Source organism: Acinetobacter nectaris CIP 110549, from assembly GCF_000488215.1.
GTDB classification, from domain to species: Bacteria; Pseudomonadota; Gammaproteobacteria; order Pseudomonadales; family Moraxellaceae; genus Acinetobacter; species Acinetobacter nectaris.
Window position 1 is genome coordinate 1238733 of sequence record NZ_KI530712.1, and the last position, 14040, is coordinate 1252772.

Consider the following 14040-nt stretch of genomic DNA (forward strand, 5'->3'; position numbering starts at 1 on the left):
TCTTAAAGTAAATGAGATTATCTACTTAAGATCAGTCTCAGTTTGTAGTTTTTGCTCAGGCTCTCGTGTAAAACGATCTACAACAACACTAATCATCATATCCCCTTGCACATTCACAACTGTACGCACGGTATCTAAGATACGATCAATGGGCAGTAAAATTGCAATCGCTTCGGCAGGCAGTCCAACAGATTGCAGTACCATAATCATTGTTACCATACCTGCGCTTGGGATTCCCGGTGCACCTAATGATGAAATCATTGCTGTTAAACAAACAATGATCTGCTGCCCTAGACTTAAATCGAGTCCAATCAAGTTGGCAATAAACAATGCTGCTGCTGCCTCATACAGTGCAGTACCATCCATATTTAAATGCGAACCTAAAGGAATAACAAATCCTGAGATCTGAGGTCTTACGCCTAAATTCTCCTGCACACACTTCATACTTAGTGGCATTGTTGCAGAGCTTGAACTTGTTGCAAATGCAGTAATGAGTGCCAATCTTGTCCCTTTGAAAAATTTCAACGGCGACATTTTTCCAAAAATCCACAACAACGTTGGAAGTATCACAAGACCGTGAAAAATCGTTGTTCCTGTTACTATGGTTGCAAACTCGGCTAAGCGACTTAAAACCGAAAGGTCTTCTTTTGCAATCAGTTTAGCCATTAAAGCAAAAATACCAAAAGGCGCGATTTTCATCACCCATGAAACAAGCATCATCACAAGATGAAAGAACTCTTCATTCACAGCTCTAATCTGTTGAAAACGTTTTCCACCATATACCAGTGCAAGCCCAATCAGCATTGCAAATACAACAACAGATAATACATTCCCATCACTAAATGCTTGGAATGGATTGATCAAGGTATGTTGAATAAAGTTTGTAATAAAGGAAGAAGCATCTAAATTTGGTGCTGTAGAATGATACTGCTGCATTGAGTTTTTGAATAAAGAGATATCTACCCCTTTTCCAACTTCAAAAATATGCGCACAGCCAAGCCCCAATAACAATGATAAGCTGACTGTTGTAAAGCTACACAATAGCGTCACTTTCCAGACTTTACCAAGCTGTTGGCCTGATTCTAAACTCGCAACGCCCACGACAATAGACGTGAATATCAGTGGGACAAGTAGCATTTTTAAGAAACCAATAAAAATACTACTAATAATGCTTAAGCCATAAATACTTGTCGTAAAAATACTTGTATCGGGATACAGTCGCAACACGAAACCAAGAGCAACCCCCAGTATTGCGGCAATAAAAATTTGAGTATTTAAGCTCATCTTTATCCATTTTGTCTTTTTCTTATCGGCCATCATACGACATGCTCAACATTTTCTATTTCTTTTTTTTACATAAGTATATAAAAGCCACGTAAAAGTGGCTTTTACGCATTATTAGATCTCATTATCTCGTAAACGCATTAAACCTTCTTGCACTGTGCTACATACCAGTTGACCATCTTGCCACATGTAGCCATAGTTTAGCCCTCTCGAGTTTGAAGTCACTGTGGCTTCCATATCATAAAGTGTCCATTCATCTGCACGTACAGGCTTATGAAAGTATAAACTATGATCAATACTTGCACACTGTAAATGTGGTGATAAATAACTTAAACCATGTGGACGTAATGCGGTCGTCATTAAAGTAAAGTCAGAATAAAAAGCAATAACAGCTTGGTGCAAAGCAACATTATCTTGCTCACCCATTAGCTTCCCATGTGTTTTTACATAGTGTGCGTAAAATGGTGGTTCAGGCTGAGGGTTGAAAAAGTTTCTCACATCATGAATTGGTTTTAACTCAATATGACGTTCTCTCATAAAGCTTTCTTGTAAACTTTTTGGAATAAAGCGTACCAAGCTCTCTTTAAGCTGTTGCTCACTTTGTAAATCGTTTGGTGCAGGATAATTCGGTGCTTCTTTTTGAAAATCCAAACCTTGCTCAGGTGCAGCAAAAGAAATCATTGCCGTAAAAATCATTCGACCATTTTGGATTGCACGTACTTGTCGGCTTACAAAACTTTTACCATCTCTTAGTCGATCAACTTCATAAATAATTGGCGCATTAACATCACCGCCAAATAAAAAATAAGCATGTAATGAATGAGCAGGTCGATCTGTGGTATACGATGCTGCACGTAGCGCTTGCCCAAGTATTTGACCACCAAATACGCGCTTACCTACAATATTACGGCTCTGCCCACGATAAATATTTTCATCTAATTTTTCTAAAGTGAGTAATTCAACGAGCTCTTGAGTCAGTTTTGTCATCATTAACCTTAATTTTATATAGAATCTTTTAAAGACAATATGGCATTGCTATGATCATTTTTCATTATTTTGCCATAGATTACTCCTAATTATTGAGCTAATTCACCAAACCAAATGGCAAAAATCATCGTTTCACTGAATAAAAACTGCTTTTTTCAACTTTAGTTGTCCTAAAATGCCAATTTTTGGTTAAAATTGCTCATCCAAATTTTCTATACGATAAAATTCGTCACTTTCTAATATTGTTATCTTTTATAAAGTGGCGTTTAACTAGGAGTCTTTATGTCCAAGAATAGCTTTGGTCAGGTCTATCGCAGATTATCAAGTAAAGTACTTGATCTTGTGGTGAAGCCACGTGTTCTTGGCGAAGTTCCATCAAAAAAAGTGACTGAAACACCTACTGAAGTCCCTACATCTCCTCAAGCGGTATGCTATGTTTTACAAACTTACTCACGCAGTAATGCACTCGTTATCGATGGTGAAACACGTCGTTTAGGGTTACACCCTGCTTTAGAGCCATTACAACTTAACGAGTTAAGCGAAAAAACATCGGTATTTTTTTTACAGCAAAAAGAAACCACCTATACCACAGATAATAAGCACTCTCTTCCACCTAAACTGGTTCACCTTGTCGAATTTTTAGAAAAGCATCCAGAAGCAGATATTCAACTGATCCCTGTCACTGTTTTATGGGGGCGCGCACCAGACAAAGAAGACTCTCTGCTTAAACTTCTATTTACAGATACTTGGGCAACACCAAGCAAGTTTAAGCAATTGGTAAATATTGGTGTACATGGTCGTCAGTCTTTCTTAGAGTTTCATCCAGAACAATCTCTGAAAACACTCATTCAAACAGCAAAAGAACAAAATACAAATCTCGCTCCAAGTACATATATTGTTCATCACCTTAACCAATATTTAGACCGCCAACGTGAAGCGGTTCTTGGGCCTGATTTATCTGACCGTCGCAATGTCATTCAGTCAATTATCAAATCAACCAATATTCAAGATTCTATTCGTCGAGAAAGTTTAAGAAGTAAAATTAGCTTGTTTGAGGCAGAAAGACGCGCAGTTGGCTATATTAATGAAATTGTTTCAGATTACTCTTATTCAACTGTGCGTTTTGCAGATATGGCACTTACACGTCTATGGACACAACTCTATGACGGCGTAGAGGTGCACAACTTCAATACCGTACGTGAACTTGCTAAGGACTACGAAGTCGTATACACCCCTTGTCACCGTAGTCATATCGACTATCTCCTCTTGTCATATATTATTCACAGACGTGGATTGATGGTGCCATATATTGCTGCGGGCGATAACTTAAATTTACCTTTAGTGGGTCAATTCCTTCGCGGTGGTGGCGCATTCTTTATTCGTCGCTCTTTCCGCGGAAATGGCCTATATACATCAGTCTTTAAAGAATACCTTTACAGTATCGTTTCGCGTAATACACCTTTAGAGTACTTTATTGAAGGTGGTCGCTCACGTACAGGACGCTTGCTACCACCTAAAACAGGTATGCTTGCCATGACTGTGCATAGCCACCTACGTAACAAAGGAAAGAATAAACCTATTGTATTTATTCCTACCTATATTGGTTATGAACGCCTTATGGAAGGTTCAACATATATTGGAGAGCTACAAGGTAACCCTAAAGAAGCTGAATCCGTTTTAGGCTTAGTCAAAACATTACGTAAAATTGAGCGTATTTTTGGTAAAGTTCACTTAAACTTCGGTGAACCCGTTTTCTTAGATGATGTACTAAAAGCACATCAAGCAGATCAGATTACAATTGAAAAAAATGACGACCCAATTCCACCTGAAGTTTCAACGGCGATTACAAGTTCAGCCTATGAAATTTTAGAAAAAATTAATAATGCGGCAGTCATTAATCCTGTTTCTCTTATTTCTCTGATTTTACTTGCTACTGAAAAACATACGCTTGATGAAGAGCTATTTATTAAACAGCTTGATACTTACCGTAATTTAGCAACACATCTACCTTATGATGACCGTACAGAAGTTACCTCATTATCAGGTAAAGAAATTATTCGTCACGGAATCAAACTCAAACTACTCAAACGTGTGCAGCATGCGCTTGGTGATATTATCGCTATTGAAGACAATCAAGCTGTTCTACTGACATACTTCCGCAACAACATCTTACACTCATTTATTTTGCCTTCACTCATTGCATCACTTGTCGAGTTAAATGGCAAAATTGGTCGTAAAGATTTAGTCAATGTTATTAGTATGCTCTACCCTTTCCTAAAAGCTGAACTATTTATGAAATGGGATGGAGAAACACTTAAACCTGCTATTGAGCAATATATTGATGCGCTCACCGATGCTCAACTCATTCTTAATGAAGACAACATCCTTTATAGTCCACAACCCAATACGATTGCACACAATCAGCTTGTTATTTTAGGCGCATCTGTTAAACAAAGCCTTGAACGCTATTACATGACATTGGCAATTATCACACAACGTGGTTCAGGCAATATTTCAGCAAAACAAGCAGAAGACCTAAGCTATCTGCTTGGTCAGCGTTTCTCTGTTTTATATGAATACAACTCACCTGAATTCTTTGACAAGTCACTTTTCCAAGGCTTTTTAAAAGTACTCAGTCAAAAAGACTATATACGCACCAATGAGAAAGGCTTCATTGAATTTGATGAATACCTAACCAATGTTGCGCAATATGCAAATCTTGTTCTTGATGATGTTACATTACAAATGCTTCAGCACATTACACAATTTAGTGATGAAGAACTGAAAGAAGCACTCGATGCTTTAGCCGCACAAAATGCAAAACGTCGTCTAAAGCGTAAAGCAAAAAAATAACGGTCTGACACTAAAAGTATCAAAATAGGTATGCTCAGTCATACCTATTTTTTTAACAAGTCTTCATAGTCCTGAAAAAAATCTTGATGCACTAACTGAAAGCCAGAAGCTTGTAATGCTGTTGCATAAATTTTCTTACCTGAGACCGTTAGTGGTTCATACTTCAATAAAGGCAAATGAAGTTGTTTTTGAAACCACTGAATCACTTCATGCAATAGATAGGGTTTTGAATTGCTGACAATATAGCTCTTTTCCATCACATCTTTTTCCGCTAAAAAAGCTAGAAAATTGGCTAAATCATCAACATGGATACGATTACTCCAATGACATTTGCTGTAATTCGTAGTCTTGCTCGCCAGCGTAACCATACGTGCAGCACTATCGCCATAAATCCCTGAAGGACGAATCACAACTGTCTGCTGAGGATAAGCACTTTGGTAGAGTTGCTCCATCCTCTGTAACAGCTCACCTTGCTCATCATTAGGTTGGGGCATCGTTAAATCATTTACTTCCTGTCCCTCATTTACACCATACACGCGAGTGGAAGAAACAATAAATAATCTTTTTACAGGATGTGACTGCAATGCTTCTACGATTGGTGCAACGGTATCGACATACGTCTTTTGATACCCTTCTACGGTACTTTCTTGTGGACTAAGTAATACATAGACAATATCAACATCATGAACGTCCTTTAAATCAAGTGTATGTACATCTTGTTGTAAGTGATGAACTTCTGTATCTACCTTCTTTGTCGTACTTATGGCTGTAATTTGATGACCTTGTGCAAATAGTTGTTTTGCAATACGCTTTGATGTTTTACCATAACCAATAAATAAAATATGCATGATATTACCTGAGTTGAGATGGCTTTAATTCATGAGATAAAAGGCATTGGTCGTGCTGCCAGTGCATTACTTGAAAAACTTCATATCTTTACCACAGATGATTTATTATTTCATCTACCACGAGATTATGAAGACCGTAGCACCATTGTACCAATGAATCAAATTCATGTTGGTCGAAGCTACTTGCTTGAAGGTGAAGTACAGTCAGTTGACTTCCCACCGGGTAAAAGAAAGTCGATGGCCGTGGCGGTTGCAGATGACTTTGGTAAAGTAACTTTGCGTTTTTACCATATTTATAAATCACTTACAGATCGATTACAGCCCCATCACCGTGTTCGCATATTTGGTGAAGTTCGACTTGGTGCACGTGGCTTAGAGCTTTATCACCCTGAAATCCAAAAAGCTGATGGATATCGACCACCACAAAATATTCGCCTCACCGCAATCTACCCAAGCACAGATGGACTCACTCAACCCAAATTACGTGAATATATTCAACAAGCAAGAGCCTACCATAGTCATCAACTTCCCGAATTATTACCCTCAAAATTTACACATAACTATTCTTTAAAAGATGCCCTAAACTATATTCATGAGCCTCCTTTAAGTGCAAATATGCAGCAACTTACACAAGGGACGCATCCAGCACAGCAAAGGCTTATTTTTGAAGAGTTAATTGCGCATCAAATTAGCTTACTTACACGGCGTGCATATATTCAACAAGTGAAAGCACCCGCTTTTAAGCAAAGCACATCTTTAGCACCTAAATTACTTTCATCACTTCCCTTTTCACCCACAGGTGCACAGCAAAGAGTATCTCAAGAAATTCTTCAAGATCTCTCTCAAAGCAAACCCATGTTACGTTTGGTACAAGGCGATGTTGGTGCAGGTAAAACTCTAGTTGCAGCTCTTGCAGCATGCCATGCCTTAGAATCGAACTGGCAAATTGCACTTATGGCACCTACCGAAATTTTGGCAGAACAACATTATCTTAATTTTAAAAAGTGGTTTGAGCCTTTAGGTAAGCAAGTCGCTTGGCTCTCAGGAAAGCAAAAAGGTAAAAAACGCACCTCTACGGAGGAATCTATTGCACAGGGCGAAGCACAAATTATTGTAGGTACACATGCTATATTTCAAGAAAGTGTTCACTTTGCAAAACTAGGCTTGGTTATTATCGATGAGCAACATCGTTTTGGTGTAGATCAACGCCTTGCATTACGAGATAAAGGTTATAAAGGCACAACACCGCACCAATTGGTCATGACTGCAACGCCTATTCCTCGCACGTTGGCTATGAGTGCTTATGGTGACTTAGATACATCTATTATTGATGAATTACCCCCCGGTCGTACACCTATTCAAACTGTGACTATTCCATTAGAACGGCGTGAGGAAGTATTACAGCGTATTGCCAATAATTGTTTGACAGGTAAACAAGCATATTGGGTATGTACCCTTGTCGAACAGTCAGAGACTTTAGATGCTCAAGCTGCCGAAGCCACATATACAGAAATTCAAGAAAAATTTCCGACTCTTGCCATTGGCATAGTCCATGGAAAAATGAAAGCCACAGAAAAACAGGCAGTGATGCAAGCATTCAAAGATAATCAACTGCAGTTGCTTATTGCGACCACTGTTATTGAAGTCGGTGTGGATGTTCCTAACGCAACCATCATGGTCATTGAAAATGCTGAAAGGCTTGGACTCTCTCAGCTACACCAACTCCGTGGTCGTGTTGGACGCGGTGCACAAGCGAGTTTCTGTGCATTGCTCTATAAAACACCTTTATCTCAAAATGGTCATGAACGATTATCTACATTAAGAGAAAGTAACGATGGCTTTGTCATTGCAGAAAAAGATCTTGAAATTCGTGGGCCGGGAGAGCTTCTTGGAATAAAACAAACAGGTGATATGGGCTTTCGTGTAGCAAATCTAGAAAGAGATGGACACCTACTCAACCAAGCACATTATGTTGCACAAGAAATTTTGCAAAAAGACAAAGAAAAAGCTGAAGCGCTGCTCAATCGTTGGCTTCCACATGCTCCAAGATATGCTTATGTTTAGTTTATTAAATCGGCTGAAACCCTGTTACCTTTGTAGTGAATTCAATCTAGAAAATATACACCCTTTATGTATAACTTGTTGGAAGCAGCTTGAAGTCAATCCTAGATATATTACGAAACAAGAGGTCTCTATTCTTGTCGCTGCACCATATCAATTTCCATTAGACCGAATGATTCAAAAGTTTAAATATAATCAAGCCCTACATTATACCGATATATTCAAACAAATTTGCGAACGCGTTGCTATACCTGAAACATTTCAAGCGATTGTCCCAATGCCTATTTCAAAATCACGGCTACATCAAAGAGGATATAATCAGGCTTACTTAATCGCACAGATTTTATCTGCACAATACAATCTCCCAATTTGGATGCCAATTAAAAGAAACCATGAACAAAGCCAAAAAGGACTTTCTCGTATAGAGCGACTAATAGGTATTGAAGCTCAGTTTCAACTTGCCCCACCCAATGCGCTACGCTATAGAAAAGTCCTTATTGTCGATGATGTGGTTACAACGGGAGGCTCTATTTTGGCACTCAAGCAAAAACTAAATACGTTGGGTTGTCACCATGTAGAAGCCTTTTGCATCGCAAGCGCCTAATTTAACTACTGCACACCCCATTTAGGTTCAGGTGCTTGATAGTTCTTGAATTTCTCTAATATTTCTTCAATTGACTCTGACTGAAATAACTGTTCTGCAAATCTAGCCTGTGTAAAACCTGTCTCTACAGTTCTATGAATCATGTCAAAAAGTGGTGTATAAAAATCATGAATATTTAAGAATGCACATGGTTTTAAATGAATGCCCAATTGTGCCCAAGTCCATTGCTCAAAAATCTCTTCTAATGTTCCAGCTCCGCCAGGCAATGCAATAAAGCCATCTGCTAGCTCTGCCATTTTTGCTTTTCGCTCATGCATGGTATTTACGACATGTAATTCCGTCAGTTGAGGATGTGCAAGCTCACGATCTACCAAAGTTGTAGGGATTACACCAATAACCTTACCACCTGCTTGTAATGCACTGTCTGCAATTATCCCCATTAGACCTGTGCGTCCACCACCATAAATTACTGTTTTTCCTTGCTCAGCTAAGTAAGCTCCTACTTTTTGCGCTTGTTCTATAAAAACTGATTCATTCCCCGCTTTTGAACCACAAAAAATAGCGATTGAATTCATTCTATTGTCCTTTTTATTCATCATAATGTACTAAATATAGTCTAAAATACTTTTTTTTCTGAAAAAACGAAAGTTAGTTGTGTTTTTATTATATTCCTTGTCTAAAATACACACATTGTTTTAACCCTGTCCTATCTAAGGGAGAAAGACTTCAATGCTTGAAGCTTTTTATGCCACAGCGCGTGGTAGTTTAGAAGATGCGACCATTAATGGTGGTTTCGACTTACATCAAGACTTGGTTTGGATCGATTTAATTGCACCTTCTCAAGAAGAACAACAATGGGTTGTTGATGCATACCATCAAAACCTACCAACACTTAAATCTCTAGAAGACATTTCTTCATCTGCACGATTTTATCGAGATGATGATGGAATTCTACACATCAGTACCTACTTCCTAACCAAAAATAAAAATTATCAAGCAGATAGTGAACATGAAGATGAAAGTATCTTAGCGACAGTTCAAACGGTTGCATTCATTCTCAAGAAAGATAAACTCCTCACATTAAGAGGTGAAAAATTATTGGCTTTTCGTGCTTTTCGTTCACGTGCACGAAGAAATGATTATGATATAGATTATCACGATCCTATTTGGATATTACTCGGTCTATTCGAAGCAAAACTTGATGAGTTGGCTGATATTTTAGAAGACATTCATAAAGATTTAGAAAAGTACTCAACAGATGTACTCAACAACCATAATCGAGAAAAAAATCTAGATTTGGATGATATGGTGACGCGCCTTGCGCAACAAGAAGATATGCTTGGTAAAGCACAACTTTGTCTTATTGACTTACGTAGAATTTTGACCTTTCTCTCACGCCCTCGTGCATTAGGAAGCCATATCTATGATGCAGAAATTAGAGAAATGAGTGAAGATGTTCGATCTCTTATTGAACATAATGCTTTTTTATTCCAAAAAGTACGCTTTCTCATGGATACGACATCAGGTTTCATTAATACTGAGCAAAATGATACGATTCGTCGCTTCTCAATCTTACCAAGTATGCTTGCGCCACCAATGCTCATCTCAAGCGTATATGGGATGAATATTGAAGAACTACCGTATGCGCATAGCCATATTAGTCTTATTATTGTAGGTGGCTTTTTAGCAGTTTCATTTATTGGACCCTACTTCTACTTTAAATGGAAAAAGTGGATCTAAAAAAGAAGCATCTTATAGATGCTTCTTTTTATCAGTGATTAATCAACAAAGCTAAGTTCTTTTTCAAGATGGCAAGATTGAATAATCTTGAGCATTTTTTCAGGTACAGCCTTAAAAAGTAATCCTTGGCTCTGAGGTGTATGCCTTAGCCACTGCACAAAAACTGCAAGTGCCAACGTACTTCCATGCTGTAATTTTGAAAGATCAACAAGAATCTTATCTTGCTGATTTTTCATAATAAAAGATAAACCTTGTTTATATACAGTTTCGGCATTTTTAAAGTCAATTGTTCCTGACAGTATTAACTGTTGATCTTTAAACTGTATATCCACTAAAGTATTTCCTTATTAAACTATTTATTGGTTGCTGCATTGGCATCAGGTTTAAATGTTGCAATTGCTTTATCTAAGTTGCCGCCATTACGCTGTACTGTAGAAGCAAACTGATTTCTAAACTGCAAACCTAAATCAATTCCTGCAACATTCATATTACGAATTTTCCAATCTGAACCATGATCTGCCAATTGGAAAGCAACAGGTGTCTTTTGTCCCTGACTAATAAAATCAAGTGTTACCACTTGATATGCACCAGCAGAAGGTCGATAAGGGCGAATTTCATAGCCTTGATTCGAATATTTAGCCAAAGCAGAGCCATAGTTTTGAATTAGACTTTGACGTAAGTTAGACTCAAATGCCGCTCGTTGCTGTGGCGTACTGCTTTGAGGAGAAGCATACGTTCCCATTACAATACGTGTAAATGCTTGTGCATCCACATATGGTTCTAAGTTTTGTTTCACAATAGCATTAATTGTAGCAGGATTATTTAAATGATTATGCTCAGCTTTTAATTTACCAATTAAGCTGTCTGCAACCGACTTAATAAAATCTGAAGGTGCTTGTGCAGGTGCAGCAACTGCTGAACCAATCATTGTTGCGACAACACCTGCCATCATTGTTTGTTTTAATAACGTTTTCATCATACTCTCCAACTTGAGATTTATTCTGTAAATGATGGTTGATTTGAATTACTACTTTGAGACGTACTTGCTGATGGGGTAGAAGCGGAAGCTGATTTATTACTACTTCCCATACCTGTCACAAACTTACTAATCAAATCCTCTAAATCCATTGTACCTTGTGTATTATTAATGCTTGCTCCACGTTTTAAATAGCTAATACCGCCACCTGGAACAATTTTCAAATACTTTTCACCAAGTAAACCATTTGTTGCAACCATAATATAAGCATCAGAATCAATATTAGTAATAGATTTCATATTATCTAATAGTTGTTGTTCCATTACTTTTCGTTTCGCAGCATCCGCTTGTTGATAATCATCGCTGTATTTAAGTTCTTCTATTGAATCTTTCTCAACAGTTTGTAACTCACTCGGCGTAAAAGTTGTTAATTTACCATCCAAATCAAATGTGACTTTTGCCAGTCTAGAAATAGGATCAAGAGTAATTGAGTCAACACGCCCAACCGTAACCCCACTCATAGTAACTTTCGCACGTGGCTTTAATCCATTTACATTATCAAATGTCGCTGTCATTTGATAACCTGAGCTTAAAGTGTTGCCAGATAAACCACTAACTTTCATTGCTAAAAAGAAAAGTGCTACACCGAATATCAGAACAAAAATACCTACGGTCAATTCACTTGCACGTGATTTCATCAAACGCCTCCAAACATGACCGCAGTCAACACAAAATCAAAACCTAAAACACATAATGAAGAATAAACAACTGTTCTTGTTGTTGCAGTTGCAATACCTTCTGATGTTGGATTACATGCATATCCTTGATAAACAGCAATCCATGTACAAATAATAGCAAAGCAGATACTTTTAAAAACACCATTGAGTACGTCATGTCTAAATTGAACAGCACCTTGCATGCCACTCCAGAAAGACCCTTCATCTACACCTAAAAAGTCTACACCCACTAACTTCCCACCAAAAATACCAATTGCAGCAAATATTACCGTCAGCATTGGTAAGCTCACAATACCCGCCCAAAGGCGTGGAGAAACTATTCGCTTTAGTGGATCAACACCTATCATTTCCATGCTAGATAGTTGTTCTGTGGCTTTCATTAAACCTATTTCCGCGGCTAAAGCAGATCCAGCACGGCCAGCAAATAACAATGCAGCAACGACAGGGGCTAACTCTCTCAATAAAGTAAGTGCCACCATGGTACCTAACATGGATTCACTACCTACATTTACTAAAATTGTATATCCTTGTAGGCCAATAACTAAACCAATAAACAGACCAGATACTGCAATAATTAATAATGATAAAACACCCACTCTATACATCTGATAGATGAAAAGCTTAAATCCTAGGCGTGTTGGTAATGAACATAGAATCTGTATCAATAATATGGTTGCTACACCAATACCATGTACACTATTAATTACTCTTCTGCCTAATAAGGCTATAGCATTCATTGGCTAACCTCACGGCTTAGATATTTCTTTTGACTGAATTGAAAGTCTACTGAACCTTCTGCGTCACCATTTAGAAATTGCTGTACAAATGCAGAGCTGTGCTGACGTAATTGCTCAGGAGTTCCCTCACCTTGCACTTTTCCATCTGCAACAATATAAACATAATCTGCAATAGACATTGTTTCAGCAACATCATGTGACACGATAATTGTTGTCAAATCTAAAGCATCTCTTAATGAACGAATAAGCCTAGTTAAGACTCCCATAACTATAGGATCTTGTCCTGCAAATGGCTCATCATACATAATTAGTTCAGGATCTAATGCAATTGCCCTAGCCAAAGCAACACGCCTATTCATACCACCTGACAACTCAGATGGCATTAGTGACTCAGTCCCACTTAGGCCAACTGACTCTAACTTTAGTGAGACCAACTCAGCAACAAGATTTTCGGGTAACTGAGTATGTGCTCTTATAGGAAAAGCAACATTTTCATATACCGACATATCTGTAAATAAAGCGCCACTTTGGAATAGCATTCCCATTCTAGCCCGTGCCGCAAACAGCTCATGTCTACCCATTTTAGAGATATCATGCCCATCTAGCAAAATAGTCCCTTTCTCAGGAGATAACTGGCCACCAATCAAACGTAGTAGTGTCGTCTTTCCTGTACCTGATGGCCCCATAATTGCAGTCACTTGACCTTTACGGATACATAAGTCGATATTGTTATAAATCACTCTTTCATTTCGGTTAAAACTTAGACCTTTAACTTCAATCAGATTAGGAGTGTTTATCTTAAAAGTTTTATTATCCATGATAAGTGTTCATTTCCTACTTACCGCCATTAATTTAAAAGTTAGATTAATAAAATAATAAGAACTTATCTATTTCTTTCCAAGTGCAAACTATTATAGTTTTGCAAATATAAAATAAGATGAATGGTTTATTAAATTTAGTTATTAATTATACAAAAAATCTCTCGCTGAATATACCGATGCTATTCGCTATTTATATCCTTTACTTTGTATAATTTTTCACATATCACGATGCCAAATTTTCAAGTTAAAGTCTATTCTAATTATATTATTGCATGCATAAAAAAAGCCTCCCTGTTTGGGAGGCTTTAGAATTAAATGCTGGCGATGACTTACTCTCACATGGGTAACCCCACACTACCATCAGCGCTAAGAGGTTTCACTTCTGAGTTCGG

General features: G+C 37.8%; 13 protein-coding genes and 1 rRNA gene. 4 read left to right on the plus strand and 10 right to left on the minus strand.

The features are described from left to right. Positions 1-21: 21 nt before the first annotated feature. Together P256_RS06095 and P256_RS06100 are read right to left on the minus strand one after the other, a co-directional pair. Positions 22-1284 (minus strand): dicarboxylate/amino acid:cation symporter, encoded by a 1263-nt coding sequence (locus tag P256_RS06095; protein ID WP_040331675.1) that lies wholly within the window; start codon positions 1282-1284, stop codon positions 22-24. A gap of 114 nt (positions 1285-1398) precedes the next feature. After that, positions 1399-2271 (minus strand): acyl-CoA thioesterase, encoded by an 873-nt coding sequence (locus P256_RS06100; protein WP_023272818.1) that lies wholly within the window; start codon positions 2269-2271, stop codon positions 1399-1401. Between the two features lie 282 nt (positions 2272-2553). Here P256_RS06100 and plsB point away from each other — a divergent pair, with 282 nt between their 5' ends. Further along, entirely contained in the window at positions 2554-5124 is a 2571-nt protein-coding gene (gene plsB, locus P256_RS06105; protein WP_023272819.1) for a glycerol-3-phosphate 1-O-acyltransferase PlsB, read from the plus strand. A gap of 44 nt (positions 5125-5168) precedes the next feature. On the opposite strand, the gene P256_RS06110 is transcribed toward plsB, so the two are convergent. Then, positions 5169-5972 carry an NAD(P)H-binding protein gene (locus tag P256_RS06110; protein ID WP_023272820.1) on the minus strand — a complete coding sequence of 268 codons (804 nt, stop codon included), beginning with the start codon at positions 5970-5972 and terminating at the stop codon, positions 5169-5171. Between the two features lie 18 nt (positions 5973-5990). Between P256_RS06110 and recG the strand changes: the two genes are divergently transcribed. After that, entirely contained in the window at positions 5991-8036 is a 2046-nt protein-coding gene (gene recG / locus P256_RS06115) for an ATP-dependent DNA helicase RecG (RefSeq protein ID WP_023272821.1), read from the plus strand. Further along, positions 8029-8637: a ComF family protein gene (locus tag P256_RS06120; protein ID WP_040331851.1), complete on the plus strand. Its 609-nt coding sequence runs from the start codon at positions 8029-8031 to the stop codon at positions 8635-8637. The genes recG and P256_RS06120 overlap by 8 nt, the downstream gene beginning before the upstream one ends. A gap of 5 nt (positions 8638-8642) precedes the next feature. Here the strand turns inward: P256_RS06120 and P256_RS06125 are convergent, their stop codons facing one another. Further along, positions 8643-9212: an LOG family protein gene (locus tag P256_RS06125; protein ID WP_023272823.1), complete on the minus strand. Its 570-nt coding sequence runs from the start codon at positions 9210-9212 to the stop codon at positions 8643-8645. Between the two features lie 154 nt (positions 9213-9366). On the opposite strand from P256_RS06125, the gene P256_RS06130 reads away from it, so the two are divergent. Further along, the gene (locus P256_RS06130; protein WP_023272824.1) at positions 9367-10377 is read left to right on the plus strand and encodes a CorA family divalent cation transporter; all 1011 of its coding nucleotides are present in this window, start codon (positions 9367-9369) and stop codon (positions 10375-10377) included. 38 nt (positions 10378-10415) lie between these two features. Here the strand turns inward: P256_RS06130 and P256_RS06135 are convergent, their stop codons facing one another. The 6 genes from P256_RS06135 to rrf form a co-directional block, all read right to left on the minus strand. Then, on the minus strand, positions 10416-10703 hold the full coding sequence (locus tag P256_RS06135) for an STAS domain-containing protein (RefSeq protein ID WP_040331853.1): 288 nt from the start codon (positions 10701-10703) through the stop codon (positions 10416-10418). A 26-nt stretch (positions 10704-10729) separates the two neighbouring features. Then, positions 10730-11353, minus strand: coding sequence for an MlaC/ttg2D family ABC transporter substrate-binding protein (locus P256_RS06140; protein ID WP_023272826.1), 624 nt, complete (start codon positions 11351-11353; stop codon positions 10730-10732). 20 nt (positions 11354-11373) lie between these two features. Beyond that, a complete protein-coding gene (gene mlaD, locus P256_RS06145) occupies positions 11374-12051 on the minus strand; it encodes an outer membrane lipid asymmetry maintenance protein MlaD (RefSeq protein ID WP_023272827.1) in 678 nt (225 codons plus the stop codon). Continuing rightward, a complete protein-coding gene (gene mlaE, locus P256_RS06150; RefSeq protein WP_023272828.1) occupies positions 12051-12827 on the minus strand; it encodes a lipid asymmetry maintenance ABC transporter permease subunit MlaE in 777 nt (258 codons plus the stop codon). The genes mlaD and mlaE overlap by 1 nt, the downstream gene beginning before the upstream one ends. After that, positions 12824-13645 carry an ABC transporter ATP-binding protein gene (locus P256_RS06155; protein ID WP_023272829.1) on the minus strand — a complete coding sequence of 274 codons (822 nt, stop codon included), beginning with the start codon at positions 13643-13645 and terminating at the stop codon, positions 12824-12826. The genes mlaE and P256_RS06155 overlap by 4 nt, the downstream gene beginning before the upstream one ends. Positions 13646-13964: 319 nt before the next feature. Then, positions 13965-14040 (minus strand): 5S ribosomal RNA (rrf, locus tag P256_RS13550); the annotation flags it as partial.